Origin of the sequence: Dermacoccus sp. BD5 (assembly GCF_044878485.1) — a bacterium.
Lineage (GTDB): Bacteria > Actinomycetota > Actinomycetes > Actinomycetales > Dermatophilaceae > Dermacoccus > Dermacoccus nishinomiyaensis.
On the sequence record NZ_JANJER010000020.1, the window covers coordinates 1 to 21674 of the forward strand.

The 21674-nt window shown below is 69.2% G+C and carries 19 protein-coding genes, 1 pseudogene and 1 riboswitch; of the genes and pseudogenes, 15 read left to right on the forward strand and 5 right to left on the reverse strand.

Annotated elements, in window-relative coordinates; genetic code table 11:
• Positions 1 to 278 (forward strand): annotated as a pseudogene (locus NQ706_RS12250) (IS3 family transposase); the annotation flags it as partial.
• Between the two features lie 121 nt (positions 279 to 399).
• Here the strand turns inward: NQ706_RS12250 and thiC are convergent.
• The 4 genes from thiC to NQ706_RS12270 form a co-directional block, all read right to left on the reverse strand.
• Positions 400 to 2265, reverse strand: coding sequence for a phosphomethylpyrimidine synthase ThiC (thiC, locus tag NQ706_RS12255; protein WP_038570895.1), 1866 nt, complete (start codon positions 2263 to 2265; stop codon positions 400 to 402).
• 89 nt (positions 2266 to 2354) lie between these two features.
• A riboswitch (TPP riboswitch) is annotated at positions 2355 to 2469 on the reverse strand.
• A 243-nt stretch (positions 2470 to 2712) separates the two neighbouring features.
• Positions 2713 to 3423, reverse strand: a complete 711-nt coding sequence (locus tag NQ706_RS12260) for a CE1759 family FMN reductase (protein ID WP_051805882.1) — start codon at positions 3421 to 3423, stop codon at positions 2713 to 2715.
• Positions 3424 to 3524: 101 nt separating this feature from the next.
• Positions 3525 to 4715 carry a CE1758 family FMN-dependent luciferase-like monooxygenase gene (locus tag NQ706_RS12265; RefSeq protein WP_038568133.1) on the reverse strand — a complete coding sequence of 397 codons (1191 nt, stop codon included), beginning with the start codon at positions 4713 to 4715 and terminating at the stop codon, positions 3525 to 3527.
• Positions 4716 to 5008: 293 nt separating this feature from the next.
• Positions 5009 to 5854: a PD-(D/E)XK nuclease family protein gene (locus NQ706_RS12270; protein ID WP_038568131.1), complete on the reverse strand. Its 846-nt coding sequence runs from the start codon at positions 5852 to 5854 to the stop codon at positions 5009 to 5011.
• A gap of 49 nt (positions 5855 to 5903) precedes the next feature.
• On the opposite strand from NQ706_RS12270, the gene NQ706_RS12275 reads away from it, so the two are divergent.
• From NQ706_RS12275 to arc, 3 genes are all read left to right on the forward strand, one after another.
• Positions 5904 to 7079 (forward strand): site-2 protease family protein, encoded by a 1176-nt coding sequence (locus NQ706_RS12275; protein WP_051805880.1) that lies wholly within the window; start codon positions 5904 to 5906, stop codon positions 7077 to 7079.
• 11 nt (positions 7080 to 7090) lie between these two features.
• Complete coding sequence (locus NQ706_RS12280) at positions 7091 to 8299, forward strand: tRNA (adenine-N1)-methyltransferase (protein ID WP_038570887.1); 1209 nt, start codon at positions 7091 to 7093, stop codon at positions 8297 to 8299.
• Positions 8300 to 8509: 210 nt separating this feature from the next.
• Entirely contained in the window at positions 8510 to 10141 is a 1632-nt protein-coding gene (arc, locus tag NQ706_RS12285) for a proteasome ATPase (protein WP_038570884.1), read from the forward strand.
• Between the two features lie 136 nt (positions 10142 to 10277).
• Here the strand turns inward: arc and NQ706_RS12290 are convergent, their stop codons facing one another.
• Positions 10278 to 10634, reverse strand: coding sequence for a DUF3054 domain-containing protein (locus NQ706_RS12290; RefSeq protein WP_038568128.1), 357 nt, complete (start codon positions 10632 to 10634; stop codon positions 10278 to 10280).
• A gap of 113 nt (positions 10635 to 10747) precedes the next feature.
• Between NQ706_RS12290 and NQ706_RS12295 the strand changes: the two genes are divergently transcribed.
• The 11 genes from NQ706_RS12295 to tatC all read left to right on the forward strand — a co-directional run bounded on the left by NQ706_RS12295 (position 10748) and on the right by tatC (position 21626).
• Positions 10748 to 12760, forward strand: coding sequence for an MFS transporter (locus tag NQ706_RS12295; protein ID WP_038568126.1), 2013 nt, complete (start codon positions 10748 to 10750; stop codon positions 12758 to 12760).
• 70 nt (positions 12761 to 12830) lie between these two features.
• Positions 12831 to 14348, forward strand: coding sequence for a depupylase/deamidase Dop (gene dop / locus NQ706_RS12300; protein WP_038568123.1), 1518 nt, complete (start codon positions 12831 to 12833; stop codon positions 14346 to 14348).
• 179 nt (positions 14349 to 14527) lie between these two features.
• Complete coding sequence (locus tag NQ706_RS12305) at positions 14528 to 14719, forward strand: ubiquitin-like protein Pup (RefSeq protein WP_038568121.1); 192 nt, start codon at positions 14528 to 14530, stop codon at positions 14717 to 14719.
• Between the two features lie 125 nt (positions 14720 to 14844).
• Complete coding sequence (gene pafA, locus NQ706_RS12310) at positions 14845 to 16218, forward strand: Pup--protein ligase (RefSeq protein WP_038568118.1); 1374 nt, start codon at positions 14845 to 14847, stop codon at positions 16216 to 16218.
• A 104-nt stretch (positions 16219 to 16322) separates the two neighbouring features.
• Entirely contained in the window at positions 16323 to 17372 is a 1050-nt protein-coding gene (locus NQ706_RS12315) for an FKBP-type peptidyl-prolyl cis-trans isomerase (protein WP_038568115.1), read from the forward strand.
• Positions 17373 to 17413: 41 nt separating this feature from the next.
• Entirely contained in the window at positions 17414 to 17833 is a 420-nt protein-coding gene (locus tag NQ706_RS12320) for an FKBP-type peptidyl-prolyl cis-trans isomerase (RefSeq protein ID WP_006947303.1), read from the forward strand.
• Between the two features lie 206 nt (positions 17834 to 18039).
• Positions 18040 to 19032, forward strand: coding sequence for a YafY family protein (locus NQ706_RS12325; protein WP_038568111.1), 993 nt, complete (start codon positions 18040 to 18042; stop codon positions 19030 to 19032).
• Positions 19029 to 20105, forward strand: a complete 1077-nt coding sequence (locus NQ706_RS12330) for a YafY family protein (RefSeq protein WP_081873656.1) — start codon at positions 19029 to 19031, stop codon at positions 20103 to 20105. Before NQ706_RS12325 ends, NQ706_RS12330 begins: the two co-directional genes overlap by 4 nt.
• Positions 20102 to 20443 (forward strand): hypothetical protein, encoded by a 342-nt coding sequence (locus tag NQ706_RS12335; protein ID WP_006947226.1) that lies wholly within the window; start codon positions 20102 to 20104, stop codon positions 20441 to 20443. The genes NQ706_RS12330 and NQ706_RS12335 overlap by 4 nt, the downstream gene beginning before the upstream one ends.
• A gap of 56 nt (positions 20444 to 20499) precedes the next feature.
• Positions 20500 to 20784 (forward strand): Sec-independent protein translocase subunit TatA, encoded by a 285-nt coding sequence (tatA, locus tag NQ706_RS12340; RefSeq protein ID WP_006947258.1) that lies wholly within the window; start codon positions 20500 to 20502, stop codon positions 20782 to 20784.
• Positions 20785 to 20801: 17 nt separating this feature from the next.
• Positions 20802 to 21626: a twin-arginine translocase subunit TatC gene (gene tatC, locus NQ706_RS12345; RefSeq protein WP_038568108.1), complete on the forward strand. Its 825-nt coding sequence runs from the start codon at positions 20802 to 20804 to the stop codon at positions 21624 to 21626.
• Positions 21627 to 21674 lie beyond the last annotated feature (48 nt).

The following is a 21674-nucleotide window of genomic DNA, read 5'->3' on the forward strand; positions in this document are numbered from 1 at the left end:
ATCGGGCGTCGTATCCGGGCGTGTTCGCGTCGCTGGTGGAGGCGAGCACGTACGTCGCGCAGCACGTGCACTGGTACAACCATGCCCACCACCACAGTGGGATCGCGCTGTACACGCCCGCGCAGGTGCACGACGGGTCGTGGAAGATGCTGCACGCGCGCCGCCAAGTCAGCCTCGCCTACTACCAGGCGCGTCACCCCGAACGTTTCCGCGGCCACCGCGCGCCAGTGCCCGCCCCGAAAGCGTGGGCCGGAATCAACCATCCCGGCCCTGAGTGACTCACCACAGGTTGACATCCACCGCCGTTCGCGAATGTGGACGTAGATCGCAGATGGGGCGGAGACAAGAGTCGGTGAGGGGCGGAGTCGAGTTGCTCCACCCCCCACCGTTGCGAACCCGTCAGTCCTGGGGCGTGGGGGTTGCCAAGGCGTCGGCGGTGTCGGGTTCGACGTAGACGCTGCGTCCGAGCTCGACGAACGTCTTCGACATCTGCTGCATGCCCTCACGGGCCTCGCTCTCGCTGACGACGCGCTGCTGGGCGCCGGCGTCACCGAAGCGGTCGCGCACGTCCTGGCTGATGCGCATCGAGCAGAACTTCGGCCCGCACATCGAGCAGAAGTGTGCCGTCTTCGCCGCCTCGGCGGGCAGCGATTCGTCGTGGAACTCGCGCGCGGTGTCGGGGTCGAGCGACAGGTTGAACTGGTCGTTCCAACGGAACTCGAAGCGCGCCTTGCTCAACGCGTCATCCCACGCCCGCGCGCCGGGGTGGCGCTTCGCGACGTCGGCGGCGTGCGCCGCGAGCTTGTACGTGATGACGCCGGTCTTGACGTCATCACGGTTCGGCAGCCCGAGGTGCTCCTTCGGCGTGACGTAGCACAGCATCGCGGTGCCACCCATCGCGATCGTCGTCGCGCCGATTGCGGAAGTGATGTGGTCGTAGCCGGGTGCGACGTCGGTGACGAGCGGGCCGAGCGTGTAGAACGGCGCGCCGTCACACCACTCCTGCTGCAGGCGCACGTTCTCCTCGACGAGGTCGAGCGGCACGTGCCCGGGGCCCTCGACCATGACCTGGACGTCGAACCGCCATGCCCGCTTCGTCAGCTCGGCGAGGGTGCGCAGCTCGGAAAGCTGCGCCTCGTCGTTGGCGTCGGCGGTGCAGCCGGGGCGCAGGCCATCACCGAGGGAGAAGGCGACGTCGTAGCGGGCGAAGATCTCGCACAGCTCGTCGAAGTGGGTGTAGAGGAAGTTCTCCTCGTGGTGCGCGAGACACCAGCCGGCCATGATCGAGCCGCCGCGGCTGACGATGCCCGTGATGCGCTCGGCCGTCATCGGCACGTAGCGCAGCAGCACGCCGGCGTGGATCGTCATGTAGTCGACGCCCTGCTCGCACTGCTCGATGACGGTGTCGCGGAAGATCTCCCACGTCAGCTTGTCGGCCTCACCGTTGACCTTCTCGAGGGCCTGGTAGATCGGCACGGTGCCGATCGGGACGGGGGAGTTGCGGATGATCCACTCGCGCGTCGTGTGGATGTCGTCACCGGTCGACAGGTCCATGACGGTGTCGGCGCCCCACGTCGTCGCCCACGTCAGCTTGTCGACCTCCTCGGCGATCGACGACGTCACGGCCGAGTTTCCGATGTTCGCGTTGACCTTGACGAGGAAGCGACGCCCGATGATCATCGGCTCGCTCTCCGGGTGGTTGACGTTGGCGGGGATGATCGCGCGTCCGGCGGCGACCTCGTCGCGCACTAGTTCGACGGCGCAGTTCTCGCGCGCGGCGACGAATCGCATCTCGGGGGTGATCAATCCCTTGCGGGCGTAATGCATCTGGGTGACGACGGCACCGTCCTTGGAGCGCAGCGGTGCGCGACGTTCACCGCGCCACTCGTGGCTCGCCTCACCGCGTCGGACGGCCGAACGGCCGTCGTCGAGCAGGGTGCGCTCTCGGCCGGCGTACGTCTCGACGTCGTCCCGTGCGGCGATCCACTCGGCGCGAAGGGGCGACAACCCGACCTCGGGGTCACTGCCCGGGCCGGAGGTGTCGTACAGCTCGACGGGAGCGTTGGCCGCGCCGGTGCCGGGGGAGTTGTCGAGGATGACCTCGGTGTAGGGCACGCGCAGGCCGTCCGCGTCGCGGTACTGCTTGCGGCGAGCGTCCGATCCGTCAGCGGGGGTGGTTGCGCGCGTCTGAACGGGGGCCGACGCCGGCGACGTGGCTGCTCGGTCGGTGGTGGCCGCGAGGTCGCGGGAGTTGAACGTCGTCATGATGGTGCCTCCTTCGGATCGGACGAAGGCACGGCAAGACCCCACGCAGCAGGCGTCGACGAACGTCGGCACCGAACGGAGGATGAGCGACCATAGGGTCTCCTTGGCTGCCTGCGCCGGCATGATCCGGGTCAGGTCGGGTAGCGGTCGGAGCAGTATCAGCTCCCTCTCAGCCCTGTTCTCAGGACTCCCACGAAGGACGCTTCTGACTATGGCACATCCCGGCAGACGAACGTGACGGAGGGGTGGGGGGGGGGGGGGGGGGGGGGGGGGGGGGGGGGGGGGGCGGGGGGGGGGGGGGGGCGGGGGGGGGGGGGGGGGGGGGCGGCCCCCCCCCCCCCCCCCCCCCCCTCCCCCCCCCCCCCCCCCCCCCCCCCCCCCCCCGGCGGGGGGGCCCCGGCCCGGCCCCCCCCCCCCCCCCCCCACCCCTCCGGTCACGAGTCGTGCTCAGCCGTGCAACATCTCTTCCATCGTCGGCACCGCGACGAACGGATCGCGCGCCCGATTTCGCGTCTCGGCAAGCGTACGAACCGAGTTCGACGATGTTCTCGGCGCTTCCCCATTCTTGGACACGCGCGCGTCAGAACCGCCGTTCACCACCACGTCTGCTCCGCCGAGCATGCGCTCTAGCTGCTGCGTCAACTCATCCGCAGCCTCGCTCGCACGCGCTTCCAGGCCTCGCCTGGCCCAGTCGTCGGGCGCGGCGTAGACGGCCGTCGGCATGACGAGCGCCTTCATGTACGCGAACAGCGGTCGCAACGCGGTGTCCGTCACCAGTGAGTGTCGGGCGGAACCGCCCGTCGCGCCGACGATGACGGGCACGCCGCTCAGCACGCCGCCTGCAGTCGCGTCCCAGAACGACTTGAACAAGCCCGTGAAGCTCGCCTTGTACGTCGGCGTCACCGCGACCACGGCGTCGGCCGCGCCCAGTACCTCGTAGGCGTCCGCGAGCGCCGGGGGAGCGAACCCCGTCAACGACGCCGTCGTGATGTCGTGCGCCAGCGCCCGCAGGTCGATCCGCTCGACGACGACCTCGCTGCCCTGCTTCCGCGCACTCTCGACAACCGCGTCGCTCAGCAGCTGGGCGAGACGATGCGTCGACGATTCCTCACTCAGCCCACCGCTGATCACGGCGAGGCGTGCCGTCCAGTTCGTCATCGTGTCTCCTTCGTCTCGTTGTTCTGAGTTTGGGCCGAACGCCGCCGCCGGCGTCGCCCGCCGGCCCGGTCAGCCGAGTTGTCGGCGAACCGGGCTGATGCTCAACGGTCTTCGGCGCGCGTTCCCGTCACGTCGTCGGTCTTCGGAGCGCGCGGCACACCTGCCTCGACGCGGCCCATCTGCCCGGCGTCAGCCGAGGGCGTGTCGGTCGTCTGGGCAGCGCGCGCAGCCAGCAGGCTGGCATGCGTCGGGGCATCAGGCACGCCGGCGGCGCGTCGGACGTCCATCTCGGCGCGCAGCTGCGGCACGACCTTCGTGCCGAGCAGCTCGATCTGGTGCATGACCTCGGCGTGCGGCAACCCGGCGTGGTCGATGAGGAACAGCTGACGCTGGTAGTCACCGACGTAGTCGCGGAAGCCGAGCGTGGCCTCGACGACCTCGTCCGGCGTGCCGACCGTCAGCGGCGTCTGACGCGTGTAGTCCTCCAACGAACCCGCCCCGCCGTAGACCGGCGCGTGATCGAAGTAGGGGCGGAACGTCTCCATCGCCTTCGCCTTCGACTCGGCCATGAACACCTGCCCACCGAGGCCGACGATCGCGTCCTGCGCCCGGCCGTGACCGTAGTGCTCGAAGCGCTCCCGGTAGAACTGCACCATCTGCGCAGCGTGCTGCGGCGGCCAGAAGATGTGGTTGTGGAAGAAACCGTCACCGTAGTAGGCGGCCTGCTCCGCGATCTCGGGGCTGCGGATCGAGCCGTGCCAGACGAACGGCGCGATGTCGTCGAGCGGGCGCGGCGTCGAGGTGAAACCCTGCAGCGGTGTGCGGAACTTGCCCTCCCACGTCACGTTCTCCTCGTTCCACAGGCGGCGCAGCAGCGCGTAGTTCTCGATGGCGAGCGGGATGCCGTCGCGGATGTCCTTGCCGAACCACGGGTAGACCGGGCCGGTGTTGCCGCGCCCCAGCATGAGGTCGACGCGGCCGCCGGCGAGATGCTGCGCGTAGGCGTAGTCCTCGGCGATGCGCACCGGGTCCGTCGTCGTGATGAGCGTCGTCGACGTCGACAGGATGATGTTCTTCGTCACCACCGCGAGGTTCGCCATCAGCACGGCCGGGTTGGCCGGTGCGACGAACGGCGGGTTGTGGTGCTGGCCCGTGGCGAAGACGTCGAGGCCCACCTCGTCGGCGAGCTTCGCCATCTCGACGGTGTTCGCGATGCGCTCGTGCTCGCTGACGGTGCGCCCTGTCGTCGGGTTCGTCGTGACGTCACCGACGGTGAAGATGCCGAACTGCATGAGGGCCTCCCTTGATCCATGCATTCATGTAGTTGAAAATGCAACTACTTGCGGAACGGGACGGCGCGGCCGGTTATTCCAGCTGCGCCCCCGGTGACCCTGGCCCTGCGCGGCCCAACCGCGACTCCCGTACCCATCTGCGATTTTCGTCCACATTCGATGGACGTTGGTGAATGAGCGGTTGTCGTCAGCCTCGTCGCGGGGGCGGACGCAGTGCAGGAGGCGATAGATGCCCGCAACGCGCAACTCGGACGGTGGCTGCCGCTTCGACGACCGGCCCGAACGGTCATCCTTCAGTCGTCATCGACGTCTCCGAGGTCGCCGGTGGCGCGGGGATCGAGCGCGAGACGCGCCGCGTGTTCGGGCAGCGGCGGGGGAGTGCCGCCCCATTCCGGGCAGAGCGCCTTGTGATCGCACCACGAGCACAAGCGCGACTTCTTGGGCCGCCAGTCACCCGTCTGAGCACAGCGCTCGATCGCGCGCCACAGCGCCTTGAGCTTGCGTTCGAGCGCGAGCAGGTCGGCCTCGTCGGGTTGATAACGCAGGAACTGACTGTTGCCCAGGTAGACGAGTTGCAGCATGAGCGGCATGACGCCCCGCGTGCGCCAGATGACGAGCGCGTAGAACTTCATCTGGAACAACGCCTTGCCCTCGAACAGCTCCGACGGCGACCGTCCCGTCTTGTAGTCGACGACGCGGATCTGCCCGCCGGAAGCGACGTCGAGGCGGTCGATGTACCCGCGCAACGTCAGCCCGTCGAGGTCGGCCTCGACGTAGAGCTCGCGCTCGGCGGGTTCGAGGAACTGCGGGTTCTCCATCGCGAACCACTTCTCGACGAGCTTCTCCGCATCACGCAGCCACGCCGCGAGATCGTGCGGTGTGCTGCCCGCGAGTTCGGCCAGCTCCGGTTCGTCGGTGAGCATGTCCTCCCAGGCATGGGGGACGAGGTCGAGCGCCCGCTCGAGCGTGCGCTTCGGGGCGTCGACGTCGAAGATGCGCTCGAGCACCGAATGGACGAGCGTCCCCCGCGACGCTGCCGCACTCGGCGACTCCGGCAGCTTGTCTATGACGCGGAAGCGATAGAGCAGGGGGCACTGCATGAAGTCCGAGGCGCGCGACGGAGACAACGAAGCGGGCATCCGAGAAGTCTAATCGGCCCGGCGCACGAGGCCCACATAGTCTTGGGGCATGCCCGAGCCCACACCCGGCCTCAAGATCGCCTCGCTGCGCGGCGTGCCCGTCTACATCGGACGCACGTGGCCGATCATCGCCGTCATCATCGTCGCGATCTTCGGCCCGCAGGTCGCCTCGCTGCACCCCGAATGGGGTTTCGGCGCGTACGTCGTCGGCATCGGGTACGCGTTGCTGCTGCTGCTCAGCGTGCTCGTCCACGAGGCGGCGCACGCCCTCGTCGCACAGGCTTGCCATTACCGCGTCACGCACATCGTCGCCGACCTCATGGGCGGCCACACGAGCTACGACACCCCCGACGCGACGCCCGGACGCAGCGCGCTCGTCGCCGCCGTCGGGCCGCTGTCGAACGCGGCGCTCGCGGTGATCGGCTTCCTCGGCCACCGCGCGAGTGACGGCGACGGCGCCGTGCCGCTGCTGCTCGGGGCGTTCGCGTGGAGCAACGCGTTCGTCGCGGCGTTCAACGCGTTGCCCGGTCTGCCGCTCGACGGTGGGTTCCTCGTCGACGCGCTCGTGTGGAAGCTGACGGGCAACCGCGCCACGGGCATGAAGGCCGCCGGCTGGTGCGGACGCATCGTCGCCATCGGCGTGGCCGCGTGGGCCGTGCTCGGGTTCGTACGCGCGCCCGGCTCGTTGTGGAGCCTCGTGTGGCTGCTGTTCATCGCCTCGTTCCTCTGGCGCGGCGCGAGCGTCGCCGTAAACGTCGGCATCAACCGCGAGTTCCTCGGCGGCATCCGAGTCGCCGACGTCATCCGCCCCGCCGTCGCCGTCCCCGCGAGCACGCCCGTCGCGGCGCTGCCGGAGACGGGCGACACGATCGTCCTCATCGACGCAGACGGCGCCGCGAGCGCCCTCGTCGCGCCCGGTGCGCACGTGCGGGTGCCCGTGGATCAGCGCCCACACGTGCCCGCGAGCGCCCTCGGAGAGGCCCTGCTGCCGCATGCGGGCGCCGTCATCTCATCACCGCAGGACGACGTGATGGCGATCCTGCCCGCGTTCGAGGGCGATCCGACGCCGGGTGTCGTCACCGTCAGCATGCCGGTGGAAGGGCAGCCCGCAGCTGCCGACTCCCCGGTCGCGCTGCGACTGGTCGGCATCGCGACGCTCGCCGACCTTGAGCGTGCGATGCAGCGTCACGCGAACGAGAGCGGCACCATGCCGCGGGGCGCCTAGACTTGCTCCCCATGAGCGAGAGCGATCAGACCCCCGCCCCGTCGACCGGCGCCGATTACCGCCGCGGCCCCTTCCGGGAGGGCGAGCGCATCCAGCTCACCGACCCCAAGGGGCGCATGCACACGATCACGCTGACGCCCGGCAAGCAGTTCCACACCCACCGCGGTCACATCAAGCACGACGACCTCATCGGTTCGCCCGATGCGGTGACGGTGACGAACACGGCGGGCGTCGAGTACCTCGCGGTGCGTCCGCTGCTGAGCGACTACGTCATGTCGATGCCGCGCGGCGCGGCCGTCGTCTATCCGAAGGATGCCGGGCAGATCGTCACGATGGCCGACATCTTCCCCGGCGCACGCGTCGTCGAAGCGGGCGTCGGTTCGGGCGCGTTGTCGATGTCGCTGCTGCGCGCCGTCGGTGAGGACGGGCGCCTGTACTCGTTCGAGCGTCGCGAGGACTTCGCCGCCATCGCCGCGGGCAACGCGCGCGAGTTCTTCGGCGTCGACCACCCGGCGTGGAGCATCACCGTCGGCGACCTGGTCGAGGCGCTGCCGCAGACCGTCGAGTCGGGCACGATCGACCGCGTCGTGCTCGACATGCTCGCGCCCTGGGAGTGCCTCGACGTCGTTCACGAGGCGCTCGCGCCCGGCGGCGTGCTCATCTGTTACGTCGCGACCGCGACGCAGTTGTCGCGCGTCGCCGAGGCCGCGCGCGATCACGGCGGCTTCACCGAGCCGAACGCGTGGGAGAGCCTCGTGCGCGGCTGGCACCTCGAAGGCCTCGCCGTGCGCCCCGAGCACCGCATGCACGCCCACACCGGCTTCCTCATCTCCACGCGCCGCCTCGCCGACGGCGTCGCCGCGCCGCTCGTCAAGCGCCGCCCTGCCAAGGGTGCCTACGGTGACGACGGCGCTCCCGCCAGCGCCCCGGAGCCCACGCCCGACGACGCGTGGACACCCGAAGCCGTCGGCGAACGCCCCGTCTCCGACAAGAAGATGCGCAAGCTCGTGCGCTCGTTCGAGAACACCCCGACGGCACAGGCGCTCGCGGGCGATGACACCGCACGCGCCCCTGAGTCGGCCGGGCCGGCGGGCTCTGACGCCGCTTCGGTGGCGCAGGCGAGCGCCGGCTCGGCCGCCGACGCGGAGACGTCCGTCGCTGCTGAACCGGATGCTGCCGCAGAGAACGCCGAGGCGCCCGTCGCAACCGATCAGGACTGACGCGAGGGTCGTCTCAGACGTCGTCATCGAGGCACGAGCCAGCCATCAGAGCCTCGTCGAACGAGCACGATCCACTTGGGTCGTGCTCGTTCGTCGTCGCGGGTGTGCGCAGGTCGATAGGGTGGAACGAGTGGCTGCTCGGGCCGCGCTTCGGTGCGCACGAGGAGCCAGACGGCTCTGACGAGCACCCCGAAGGCGAAGGAAACGGTGATGAGCGGCCCGAAGTTCGACCCGACGGACCGGACGTCGTCCTCGAACGACACGTCATCAGGCGCGACGTCGCCCGCCGACGTCCTGCGGCTGCGTTCGCAGTTGACGACGGTGTCGTCGCAGAACGAGCGTCTCGTGCGCACGCTCAAGGATGCGCGCGACCAGATCGCGTCGATGAAGGGTGAGATCGAACGTCTCGCGCAGCCGCCGAACAACTACGCCACCGTCATCGCGGCGCATGACGACGGCAGCGCCGACATCTTCTACATGGGCCGAAAGATGCTCGTGTCGTTCTCGCCCGCGATCACGATCGAGGAGCTCGTGCCCGGCCAGGAGGTCATGGTCAACGAGGCCATGAACATCGTCAGGGTCGTCGGGTTCGAGCGCGCAGGCGAGACCGTCACGCTCAAGGAGACGCTCGAGGACGGCCGCCTGCTCGTCGCGACGGGCAACGACGAGGAACGTGTCGTCCGTACCGCCGGGCCGCTCGCGGACGTGACTGTGCGTCCCGGCGACACGCTGCTCATGGAGGCCAAGAGCGGTTTCGTGCTCGAACGGCTGACGCGCGCCGAGGTCTCCGACCTCGGGCTCGAGGAGGTGCCCGACATCGACTACTCCGACATCGGGGGCCTCGCCGGGCAGATCGAGACGATCCGCGACTCCGTCGAGTTGCCGTTCCTGCACGCCGATCTGTACGCCGAGCACCACCTGCGTCCACCGAAGGGCGTGCTGCTCTATGGCCCGCCTGGGTGCGGAAAGACGTTGGTGGCCAAGGCGGTTGCCGCGTCGCTCGCGAAGCAGGTCGCGGCGAAGCAGGGCAACTCGGACGCGACGAGCTACTTCCTCAACATCAAGGGCCCGGAGCTGCTCAACAAGTACGTCGGCGAGACGGAGCGTCACATCCGCGTGCTGTTCCAGCGAGCGCGCGAGGTCGCGAGTTCGGGCACGCCCGTCGTCGTGTTCTTCGACGAGATGGAGTCACTGTTCCGCATCCGTGGCGCCGGCGTCAGCTCGGACGTCGAGACGACGATCGTGCCGCAGCTGCTCGCCGAGATCGATGGCGTCGAGAGCCTCGAGAACGTCATCGTCATCGGCGCGAGCAACCGCGAGGACATGATCGACCCGGCCGTCCTGCGCCCGGGGCGCCTCGACGTCAAGATTCGCATCGAACGCCCCGACGAGGTCGCCGGGCGCGACATCTTCGGCAAGTATCTGACGCCGGCCCTGCCGTTCCACGCCGACGAAATCGCCGCGCACGACGGCGATCCGTCGAAGGTTGCGGCGTCGCTCATCGACATCGCTGCGGGGGAGTTGTATGCCCGCGACGACGCGCACGCCTACCTCGAGGCGACGTACGCGGACGGTTCGCGCGAGGTGCTGTACTTCGCCGACTTCGCGAGCGGCGCGATGATCCAGAACATCGTCGACCGCGCGAAGAAGGCCGCGATCAAGGCCCTCATCACCTCCGACGAGCGCGGTATTCGCGCGGAGCACGTGCGTCAGGCGTGCCGTGACGAGTTCCGCGAGAACGAGGATCTGCCCGGCACGAGCAACCCCGACGACTGGGCCCGCGTGTCCGGCCGCCGCGGTGAGCGCATCGTCAACATCCGCACGCTCGCGGACAAGAACTGACTCACGCGTCGCCACGGGTCAGTCCCGCAGCACCTCGACGAGCCGCGCGACGCCGCGTTCCAGCTCGGCTTCGTCCGGCGCCATGCGGGCGAGGACGCGAGGTGCCGTATCGCTGCGGTGATTCCCGAACGGGGAGTCAAGCGCGGCGACGTTCCAGCCCGCGCGCGACGAGACGCCAGCCGAGCATGCACGCGCCGTTGAACGCCAGCGCGACGATGACGAACGCGACGGCCGTGCCGTGCCCGGAAACCTGACGCAGGATCATTCCGACGAAGACCGTCGTCAGCCACACGATCACTCCCGACGTCAGCGAGCGCCCCGGCAATCGCTTCATGACGACAAGGACGATCCATCCGACGATCGCTCCCACGACGAACGGCCACGCCGTCGTCACGATGCCGGTGAGGGCGTCGGCCTCGCCGTGGTTGCGCCGTCCGACGGCGGCGAAGACGAGGACGACGAGCAGGTCGAGAAGCGGCGCGAGAGCAAGCATGACCCCACCGTATCCGCCGATCTTGCCCGGGTTTAGCAGCGCGGACGCCGCGGAACCCGGACAACATCGACTATATTTATTGTCAATTCAATAGTCGTCGCCCGAGGAGCTTCGTGCCCAGCCGTCACTCGCCCGCCCACGCCGAGCCCTCGGCCCGCTCCGGTGCGGGCTCGTCGCGTCAGAGCCTGATCGCCGCCGTCCTGTGCATCGCCGGCACCGTCGTCGCGTTGCAGCAGACGCTCGTCATCCCGCTCATCCCCGAGTGGCCGACGCTGCTGCACACGAGCGCCGACAACACCTCATGGCTCGTCACCGCGACGCTGCTCGCGGGCGCCGTCGCGACGCCCATCCTGGCGCGCCTGGCGGACATGGTCGGCAAGAAGAAGATCATGCTCGTGTCGCTGGCTTTCGTCATCGTCGGCTCGGTCATCGGTGGTATCGGTTCGGGGCTCGGCGCGCTCGTCGTCGCGCGCACGTTCCAGGGCGTGGGCGCGTCGATGATCCCGATCGGCATCAGCATCCTGCGCGACGAGCTGCCACGCGAGAAGGTGGGCGGCGCCGTCGCGACGATGAGCGCGACCCTCGGCATCGGCTCCGCGATCGGGTTGCCGCTCGCCGGTTTCCTCGTCGAACACTTCTCCTGGCACATGGTGTTCTGGGTGTCGGTCTTCTCCGCGAGCCTCATGTTCGCGGCCGTCGCGCTCGTCGTGCCCGAATCGAAGGTCACCTCGCGCGGACGCTTCGACCTCGTCGGCGCTGTGCTGCTGTCGGCGGCGCTGCTGTGCCTGCTCGTGCCCATCACCAAGGGCGGGCAGTGGGGTTGGGGGAGCGAGCGCGTCCTGCTCCTGTTCGCCGCGAGCATCGCGCTGTTCGCCGTCTGGGCGCCGCACGAACTGCGTCACAACTCGCCGATGGTCGATCTGCGCACCTCGGCGCGACGCCCCGTGCTGGTGACGAACGCCGCGAGCCTGCTCGTCGGCTTCGCCATGTACGCCAACATGATGACGACGACGCAGCAGCTGCAGATGCCCGAGATCACCGGGTACGGCTTCGGCATGTCCGTCATCGCCGCGGGCGTCGCGATGCTGCCCGGTGGCCTCGCGATGGTCGTGCTGTCGCCCGCGAGCGCCGCCGTCACGAAGCGCTTCGGCGCCCGCACGACACTGCTCGCCGGCGCGCTCGGCCTTGCCGCGTCGTACACGCTGCGCGTCTTCCTCACCGGCGCGGTGTGGCAGGTCGTGCTCGGCGCCACGCTGTGCAGCGCCGCGACAGCGTTCGCGTACGCCGCGATGCCGACACTCATCATGCGGTCGGTGCCGCTGACAGAGACCGCGTCCGCGAACGGCCTCAACACGCTGCTGCGCTCGATCGGCACGTCGACGTCGTCCGCCGCCGTCGCGGCGATCCTGACGAACATGGCGATGCACGTCGACGGGCACGACCTGCCGAAGCTCGCCGCGTTCAAGGCCGTCTTCGTCATGGCCGCCATCGCGGCGCTCGCCTCCGCCATCGTCGCTGCGTTCGTGCCGACGGCGCAGCCCGCGTCCGCAAGCGCGCCGAGCGCCACCCCCGCGACGCATCCCGCCCCGGCGAGCGCCGACAAGGACGCCGTGCGTGGTGGCGACAGCCGCGAGATCGTCGCGACCGGAACGCTCGTCGGCCTCGACGGCCACCCCGTACGCCGCGGCGTCGTGACGGCGCTCGCCAGCGACGGCGCGCACCTCGACTGGGGGCGCGTCGACGACGACGGGTGCTACCGCCTCGCCCTGCCCGGCGCGGGACGCTACGTACTCGTCGCCTCCGCCGAGGGCTGGGCCACACGCTCGCGGATCGTCGAGGTCACGGGCCCCGGTCTGCCGCAGTTGAGCCTCGTCGACCCGCTGCAGCTCACGGGCGTCGTGCGGCGCAGCGACGGTTCGCCGGCCGCGCAGGTGCCGGTGACGCTCATCAAGCACTCGGGCGAGTACCACGCCGACACGCTCACCGACGGCGAGGGCCGCTACGTCATGCCGCTGCCGCCGGGCGGGCGCTACGTCGTCGCCGCTCTCGATGCCGAGCACGACGCGACAGCCGCCGCGAGCGTCACCGTGTTGACCGAACCGGTGAGCGCCGACATCACCCTCTGACCCGCCGATGTTGCCCGCGATTTCGGGCGCGGGCACTCGGAATCCCGGGCAACATCACTAGGGTGGCGCCATGACGGTTCAGCGCATCATGGGCATCGAGACCGAGTACGGCGTGCTGCGCCCCGGCGATCAACGGACGACGCCGATGGTGCTGTCGGGCCTCGTCGTGCGCGCCTACGCGAACGACGTCGGCCTCAACGCGGCGCAGAGTCGGTGGGACTACAGCGACGAGTCGCCGTTGCGCGATCAGCGCGGCTACGACATCGCTCGCGAGGTCGCGCACGAGAGCCAGCTGACCGACGACATCGACCCGAGCTTCGCCAACGTCGTGCTCAAGAACGGCGCGCGCCTGTACGTCGACCACGCCCACCCCGAGTACAGCTCGCCGGAAGTGACGACGCCCCGCGACGCCGTCGCGTACGACCGCGCGGGCGAGGTCATCATGCGGCGCACGGCGGCGTTGCTCGCAGACGACGAGGACGGCCCGACGCAGCTGTACAAGAACAACACCGACGGTCAGGGCGCCTCGTACGGCACGCACGAGAACTACCTGCTGCGCCGCGACGTGCCGTGGGCGCGCGTCGTCGCGGGCATGACGCCGTTCTTCGTCGCTCGTCAGGTCGTCACCGGCAGCGGCCGCGTCGGCATCGGCACCGAGAGCGAGCGGGCCGGTTTCCAGCTCACTCAGCGCGCCGACTTCTTCGAGGCCGAGGTCGGTCTCGAGACGACGTTGAAGCGTCCCATCATCAACACGCGCGACGAGCCGCACGCCGACCACCGCAAGTATCGCCGCCTGCACGTCATCGTCGGCGACGCCAACCACGCCGACGTCGCGAACCTGCTCAAGATGGGCATGACGAGCCTCGTGCTCGGCGCCCTCGAGGACGAGGCCCTGCCGCGGATCGTCCTCGCGCGACCGGTCACGTCGATGCGTGCCGTCAGTCACGACCTGACGCTCGCCGAGCCGCTGGACCTCGTCGACGGCCGCGCGATGAGCGCGCTCGACATCCTCGAGGCGTACCGCGATGCCACGCACACGTGGTGGCAGCGGCGCGGCGACGACCCGGTCGAGGAGCAGACGCGCGAGGTCTTCGAGCACTGGGGGCGCGTCCTCGGCGGGCTGCGTCGCGACCCCATGAGCCTCGCGGCCGACCTCGACTGGGTGGCGAAGAAGAGCGTCATGGAGGCGTTCATGACACGCCATGATGTCGGGTGGGACGACCCGCGTCTGCGCGCGCTCGACATCCAGTGGTCCGACGTGCGCGCCGACAAGGGCCTGTTCCACACGTTCGAACGCGCCGGTCGCTTCACCCGCGTCGTCAGTGACGAGGACGTCGCGCGCGCCGTCGTCGAGCCCCCGCGCGACACGCGAGCATGGTTGCGCGGCAAGAGCATCGAGGCGTTCGGCAGCGACGTCGCCTCCGCGTCGTGGGACGGGATGGTCTACCGCACCAGGCAGCCCTCGAGCTACACGCGCATCCGCCTGCCCGAGCCACTCGCCGGCAGCGCCGAGCAGACCCGCGGTTGGTTCGACGCCGACGTCGCGCACCTCATCGCTCAGGTCGGGCCCGACCTCGTCGTGGAGTGAGCGATCGGGGCGGGCTGCGCGACGTGGTGGCACAGCTGCTCGAGAATTGTGCACGTGCACGGGGTTTGTGCCGCTCATTCCTCCTGCAGATGCGCATTACTCGTGCAACGAGCACTCCGGCGTTCGGGCGGCGATAGGGTGGCGAACAGCAACCAGCGACGTCATTTCGAGGAGCAACGATGAGCGATCAGCAGTTCAAGAACGCCGGCGGCAAGGGCGACGACGAGTTCGAGGCAGGCGCAGACGCCGGCCAGGTGCAGGCGGCGTCGTCGACGAGCGACATCGACTCGATGCTCGACGAGATCGACGGCGTGCTCGAGACCAACGCGAGCGAGTTCGTCTCCGGGTTCGTGCAGAAGGGCGGCGAGTGACGCCGCGGGCTACGCGCCCGACGCAGGGTTGACGCGATAACGCCATAACGCGACACCACCGCGAGCGGCCCAGACACCGCGTCCAGTCACGACCTCAGCAGCCAGTCAGACGAGCAGGAGCAGCCATGGAACGCCGCATCTACGGCATCGAGACGGAGTTCGGCGTCACCGCGACGACGAACGGTCAGCGTCGCCTGACGCCTGACGAGGTGAGCCGCGCGTTGTTCCGCAAGGTCGTCGCGTGGGGGCGTTCGAGCAACGTCTTCCTCGACAACGGCTCGCGCCTCTACCTCGACGTCGGCGCGCACCCCGAGTACGCGACGGCCGAGTGCGACTCGCTGCTTGATCTCGTCGCCCAGGATCGCGCCGGCGAGCGCATCCTCGACGACATGACGAGCGACGCCCAGGCGCGCCTGGCGGAGGACGGCGTCGACGGCACAATCTACGTCTTCAAGAACAACACCGACTCGGCGGGCAACTCCTACGGCTGCCACGAGAACTTACTGCTCGATCGCGGCGCCGACATGAACCGCATCGCGGAGATCTTCGTCGCGTTCCTCGTCTCCCGCCAGCTCGTCGCGGGCGCCGGCAAGCTGCTCGTGCGTGACGGGCGCACCGTGTTCAACCTGACGCAGCGCGCCGAGCACATCTGGGACGGCTACTCGAGCGCGACGACGCGCTCACGCCCCATCATCAACAGCCGCGACGAACCGCACGCCGACTCGGCGCGCTACCGTCGCCTGCACGTCATCGTCGGCGACTCGACGATGAGCGAGGCGACGACGCTGCTCAAGGTCGGCTCCGCCCACCTCGTGCTGCGCATGATCGAGGCGGGGGAGAGCTTCCCGCGCCTGCACCTCGCCAACCAGATCCAGGCGATCCGCGACGTCTCCGCCGACCCCACCGGCCAGTGCGTCATCGAGCTGCAGGGCGGCACGAGCATGACGGCCCTCGCGATGCAGCACATGTTCCTCGCGCGCGCGACGGCGTTCGTCGAGCGCGAGGGCGACCCCGACCCGGCGATCGCGGACGTCCTCGACCTGTGGGGGCGCACCCTCGAGGCGGTCGAATCGCAGAACTTCACCGGCATCGAGACCGAGATCGAATGGGTCATCAAGCGCAAGCTGCTCACCGACTACGCGGCGCGTCAGGGCCTCGAGTTGGACGACCCGAAGCTCGCCCAACTCGACCTCACGTTCCACGACATCCGCGCCGGACGCGGCGTGTTCGGCCTGCTCGAGAAGGCTGGACGCGTGCGACGCATCGTCGACGACGCCCGCGTCACCGAGGCCATGACGACGCCGCCACAAACAACACGCGCGAAGCTGCGCGGCGATTTCGTCAGGGCCGCGCGTGAGGCGGGGCGTGACTTCACCGTCGACTGGGTGCACCTCAAGCTCAACGACCAAGCCGGCCGCACGCTCATGTGCAAGGATCCGTTCCTCGCCACCGATGCCCGCGTCGATCGTCTCGTCGAGAGCCTGACGACGCCCGTCTGAGACGCCTGCGGGCTCGGACGCACAGGCCCTTGCCAGGCAAAGCACACCCCACGCGGGTTATCGTGGCGGACGACCTGTCACCCATCGCGCGAGGATCCTCTGCTGTGACTTCCCCCAAGCGTCTGCTTGCCCTGGCCGCTCTGCCCATCGTCTTCCTGGCCGGATGCGGCAACGACGACTCGAAGGCCTCCAAGAGCTCGAGCGGCTCCTCCGGCGCCAGCGCGTCGTCGAACGCATCGTCACCGTCGTCGTCGAGCGGGCTGTCCGCACCCGCGACGAAGGGCAACCTCGACGACGTCAAGGTCGACACGAAGGACGCTGCGAAGCCCACCGTCTCGATCCCGAAGGACAAGCTGCCGTTCGGCACGAGCAGCACGAAGCCGAAGATCCTGACGCAGGGTTCCGGCAAGACGGTCGGCGACAACGACATCGTCAAGGCCAACTTCGTCATGGTGAACGGCACGACCGGCAAGACGATCGGTTCGACGTTCGGTGAGACCGTGCCCAGCTTCAACATGAGCGACAACAACAACCTGCCGGGCATCATCAGCACCCTGAAGGGCCAGAAGGCCGGGACGAAGCTCGTCGTCTCCCTGCCGCCGAAGGACAGCTTCGGTGCCGCGGGCAACGTGAAGATCGGTGTCGGCGCGAACGACAACCTCGTGCTCTACATGGAGATCAAGGCCACCGACACGCCGCTCAAGGAAGCCCAGGGCACGACCAAGGACGCGCCCGCCGACATGCCGAAGGTCAGCGTCCCCGCCGGCCAGGGCAAGCAGGCGAGCATCACCGTCGCCAAGGGCGCGAAGGCCCCGACGAGTCTCAAGACGGCCACCCTCATCGAGGGCAACGGCAAGAAGGTCGCCTCCGGCGACTCGGTCGCCGTCAGCTACACCGGCCAGATCTGGGGCACGTCGACGATCTTCGACGCCACCGCGAAGCACAACGACGGTGGCAAGCCGTCGGTGTTCGTCATCGGCAAGGGCCAGGTCATCACCGGCTGGGACAAGGCGCTCGTCGGCCAGAAGGTCGGCAGCCGCGTGCTCGTCGTCGTGCCGCCGTCCGAGGGCTATGGCAAGGACGGCAACCAGCAGGCGGGCATCAAGGGCACCGACACCCTCGTGTTCGTCGTCGACATCCTCGCCGCCAACTGACACGCTGAGCCTGTCAGCGACACTTTCTCGAAGGAGCAACCATGGGTTTCGACCCCAAGACGACCAAGCCCGAGATCGACTTCCCCGGTGACACCCCGCCGGCGGAACTCGTCGTCGAGGACATCACCGTTGGTGACGGCGCCACCGTCGAGGCCGGCGACATCATCAAGGCGCACTACGTCGGCGTCTCCTGGTCGACCGGCGAGGAGTTCGACGCCTCGTGGAACCGCGGCGAGCCGCTGGAGTTCACCGCCGGCGTCGGCCAGGTCATCCAGGGCTGGGACGAGGGCCTGCTCGGCATGAAGGTCGGCGGCCGCCGCAAGATCATCATCCCGCCGGCGCTCGGCTACGGCGAGCGCGGCGCGGGTGCCTCGATCGGCCCGAACGAGACGCTGATCTTCGTCGTCGACCTCGTCTCGACGAACAAGCCCGGCGCTGGACGCTCCTTCGGCCTCCGCTGAGGTCGCCTTCGCCACTCTGGTCGTCCCGCGAGTGGGTTCGGCCTGAGCAACAAGACGGGGTGAGTGCCATTGGTGCTCACCCCGTTCTGCTTGCCCGCGGCCATCACGCGGGGAGGAGTGCCGCCAATCGCACACCTGTGCGAATGAGAGGGTAGGCTCTGCAGCAGGACCACGGCGTCAGACCCGACAGCGACGAAGGAGCGAGCGTGGCAGCACGACCCACCCCGGAGGCGAAGACCGAGCGCCTGCTCAACCTCGTCATCGCGCTGCTCTACACGCGCAGGCCGCTGACGAAGGACGCCATCCGTCAGGCCGTGCGCCCGTACACCGAGGCACCGAACGACGAAGCCTTCGACCGGATGTTCGAGCGGGACAAGGACGAGTTGCGTGAGCTCGGCATCCCGCTGCGCGCCGAACCCATCGACATCCTGTTCGAGGACGAGATCGGCTACCGCATCGACAAGCGTGAGTACGAGCTGCCCGACCTGCACTTCGACGCCGACGAACTCGCTGTCCTCGGCCTCGCCTCGCGTGCGTGGCAGCAGGCCAGCCTCGCCGGCCCTGCGGCGGCGGCGATGCGCAAGCTCGAGGCGCTCGACATCAGCCCCGACGTCGAATCGGTCGTCGGCCTCGAACCTCGTATCCGCACCAGCGAACCCGCCTTCGACGCCGTCAAGGACGCGGTGATGACGCGGCGCGCCATCACGTTCACCTACCGCGCGGCCGGGCGGGAGAGCGCTGCGCGCCACGTTCAGCCGTGGACGGTGACGAACCGTCGGGGTCATTGGTACGTTGCCGGGTTCGACACCGACCGTGACGCGCCGCGCGTCTTCCGTCTCTCGCGCATCGAGGGCCCGGTGCGACTCGTCGGCAAGCCGGGCGCCTACGAGGTGCCGGACGATCACGACACGAGTGCACTCATCGAACGCACCGAGCGCGCCCCCGACTGGGCGCCCGCCGTGCTGCGGGTGCGCGCGGGGCGAGGACTCTCGCTCGTGCGGCGCGCCCGCACCGTCGGCGTCATCGACGAGACGTGGCAGCTCATCGACATCGAGTACGCCGACCCCGGCGTACTCGCCGACGAAGTCGTCTCCTTCGGCGCCGATGTGCTCGTGGAGAAGCCCGACGAGCTGCGCGACCGTGTCATGGCGCGCCTGCGGGGCGCCTATGAAGCCCAGACGGCGGAGACTGCACCATGAACGCCCGCACTGACAAGGCCGCCCGCTCTGGGGCGATCGACTCTGGGTCCGCCGACACGGTTTCCATCAGCTCGGGGTCGATCAACTCGGGGCCGATCAACTCCGAAGCGGCGACGACGCGCCTGTCACGGCTGCTCACGATGGTGCCGTGGCTGATGAACCGTCAGGGCATCGACATCGAGGAGGCGGCCCGCACCCTCGGCGTCAGCCGCGCGCAGATCGAGGCCGACCTCGAACTGCTCTTCGTCTGCGGCACACCCGGCCACATGCCCGACGACCTCATCGAGGCCGAGTGGGAGCAGGGGCGTGTCTACATCCGCAACGCCGACGCCATCGCCAAACCGCTGCGCTTCACCCGCGACGAGGCGCTCGCCCTCACCGTCGGGCTGCGCACGCTGCTCGATGTGCCCGGGCTGCAGGAGCGCGACGCCGTCGATCGCGCCCTCGCCAAGCTGAGCGAGGCGACGGGGGAGAGCGGCGCCGCACGCGTCCACGTCAGCCTCGAACGCGATGGTGAGCAGGTGCTCAGCACGCTGCAGGACGCTGTGCGCCGCGCACATCGGGTGCACCTGCGCTACCTTGCGCCCGCCCGGGACGAGGTGACGGAGCGCGACGTCGACCCGCTGCGCCTGTTCACCTCCGACGGCCACTGGTACCTCGAAGGGTGGTGCCGTCGCGCCGAGGGCATGCGCACGTTCCGTCTCGACCGCATCGAGAGCGTCGAGCTCCTCGATGTCCGGGCCGAGATCCCGCAGGACGCGCAGCGCACCGATCTCTCGCGCGGCTTCTTCGCCCCCAGCCCCGACGCGCCGCAGGTGCGTCTGCGGGTGCAGCAGGCCGCGTTCTGGATCATCGACTACTACCCGTGCTTCGACGTCGAACGATCCGACGACGGCGAGCACGCAGACGTCTCGCTCGTCCTCGGCGACGGGCGCTGGTTGCGCCGGTTGCTGCTGCAGCTCGGCCGGGACGCCCAGGTGCTCGCGCCTGCCGCGGTGCGGGCGCAGGTCGCCGACGAGGCCCGCCGCGCCCTCGACGCCTACGCCGAGATGCTCGGGGGCACCGTGCCGTGACGTGGTGGATGTGGCTGCTGTTCTGGGCGATCTTCTGGGTCACGGCCGTCGCCTACCTCGCCTGGCGATGCTGGCGCGTGTGGCCGCACGCGCGCGACTTCGCCCGCACGACGTCCGAGGCTTGGTCGCGTCTCGACGAGGCGCGCAACCTCGCCGAGCAGCGATCCGCCGCCGAGAACAGTGCGGCGCTCGTCACGCAGGGCGTCGACGATCTCGCGTGGAACAAGCCGGCCTCGCACTGGCGAGGCGAGCGTCAGCGGGCCCGCGAACGGCAGCGCGACCTGCGCTTGGACTCCCAGGCCGAGGTGTGGTCGTCTTGGCGCGATCCACTAGAGTGAACGACGACCATGCGGCTGCCGCCGCGCCGGAAACTCCCGGGACTCAAGGACTGGCCATGAAAAACCTGCTCGAACACCCCGCGTCACTGCTCATCCTGGTGCTCGTCATCGTCGTGCTCCTGGGCTGGAAGAAGCTGCCCGACATGGCGCGCAGCCTCGGGCGCAGCTCGCGCATCCTCAAGAGCGAGATCGACGAGATGAAGACGGAGAGCAACCGGTCGAAGGCCTCCGGCGCCACCGTCGAGGGTGAGACGGCGAACCCGGTGCACGACGCCAACGGCAACCCGGTCCACTCCGGTGACCCCGTGACGCGCACCGACGCGCACCGCAACGACGTCTGATCGGATCCCGTTCGCTCGTGGCAATCTTCGGACGACGCAAGGACAACCCCGAAGCGCGGATGTCCATCGGCGACCATCTGCGCGAATTCCGCAACCGCGCGATCGTCGCCGGCGTCGCGATCCTGCTGTGCTGCATCATCGGCTGGCACTACTACCAGAACATCTACGACTTCATCGAGCAGCCGTTCCGCGACTACCAGCACGCCCACCCCGAGGCGCACGTCGAGGTCGCGTTCAACGCCGTCACGGCGCCGTTCAACCTCAAGTTGAAGGTCGTGGCGTGGGCCGGCCTCATCCTCGCGGCGCCCGTGTGGCTGTGGCAGATCTGGGCCTTCCTCGTGCCCGGCCTGACGCCGCGGGAAAAGCGCGTCGGCCGCATCTTCGTCGCCTCAGCGATCGTGCTGTTCGCCTGCGGCGTCTACATGGGGTCGCTGACCTTCGGCAACGCCGTCGAGATGTTCATCAGTGCGACGCCGCGCGGCGCGGCCAACTTCGCCGACGGCGGGATGTACTTCTCGTTCGTCACCCGCTTCATCCTGTCGTTCGGGCTGACGTTCATGCTGCCGATCCTGCTGCTGGCACTCAACGCGGTCGGCGTGCTCAAGGGCCGGATCATGCTCAAGGGGTGGCGCTTCGCCGTCATCATCGCAGTGGCCTTCGCGGCCATCATGACGCCGACGCCGGACGTCTACACGATGTTCCTCATGGCAGTGCCGCTCATCGTGCTGTTCTTCGGCAGCGCAGGGCTAGCCCTCGCACTCGACGCGTGGCGTGCACGCAAGGAGAAGCATGAGCGTCCGGCCTGGATGGACGTCAGCGACGACCAGGCCTCGGCCCTGTGAGGCCCAGGCTGCAGGCACGACACACATGACGCCCGACGGCGGGCTCCC

Bases quoted from the DNA above. Each gene is read 5' to 3' on its own strand.
- NQ706_RS12270 (WP_038568131.1), bottom strand. From the start codon at position 5,854: ATGCCCGCTTCGTTGTCTCCGTCGCGCGCCTCGGACTTCATGCAGTGC.
- NQ706_RS12275 (WP_051805880.1), top strand. From the start codon at position 5,904: ATGCCCGAGCCCACACCCGGCCTCAAGATCGCCTCGCTGCGCGGCGTG.
- NQ706_RS12320 (WP_006947303.1), top strand. From the start codon at position 17,414: ATGGGTTTCGACCCCAAGACGACCAAGCCCGAGATCGACTTCCCCGGT.
- NQ706_RS12265 (WP_038568133.1), bottom strand. From the start codon at position 4,715: ATGCAGTTCGGCATCTTCACCGTCGGTGACGTCACGACGAACCCGACG.
- tatA (WP_006947258.1), top strand. From the start codon at position 20,500: ATGAAAAACCTGCTCGAACACCCCGCGTCACTGCTCATCCTGGTGCTC.
- NQ706_RS12260 (WP_051805882.1), bottom strand. From the start codon at position 3,423: ATGACGAACTGGACGGCACGCCTCGCCGTGATCAGCGGTGGGCTGAGT.
- pafA (WP_038568118.1), top strand. From the start codon at position 14,845: ATGGAACGCCGCATCTACGGCATCGAGACGGAGTTCGGCGTCACCGCG.
- NQ706_RS12305 (WP_038568121.1), top strand. From the start codon at position 14,528: ATGAGCGATCAGCAGTTCAAGAACGCCGGCGGCAAGGGCGACGACGAG.
- thiC (WP_038570895.1), bottom strand. From the start codon at position 2,265: ATGACGACGTTCAACTCCCGCGACCTCGCGGCCACCACCGACCGAGCA.
- NQ706_RS12290 (WP_038568128.1), bottom strand. From the start codon at position 10,634: ATGCTTGCTCTCGCGCCGCTTCTCGACCTGCTCGTCGTCCTCGTCTTC.
- dop (WP_038568123.1), top strand. From the start codon at position 12,831: ATGACGGTTCAGCGCATCATGGGCATCGAGACCGAGTACGGCGTGCTG.
- arc (WP_038570884.1), top strand. From the start codon at position 8,510: ATGAGCGGCCCGAAGTTCGACCCGACGGACCGGACGTCGTCCTCGAAC.
- NQ706_RS12330 (WP_081873656.1), top strand. From the start codon at position 19,029: ATGAACGCCCGCACTGACAAGGCCGCCCGCTCTGGGGCGATCGACTCT.
- NQ706_RS12280 (WP_038570887.1), top strand. From the start codon at position 7,091: ATGAGCGAGAGCGATCAGACCCCCGCCCCGTCGACCGGCGCCGATTAC.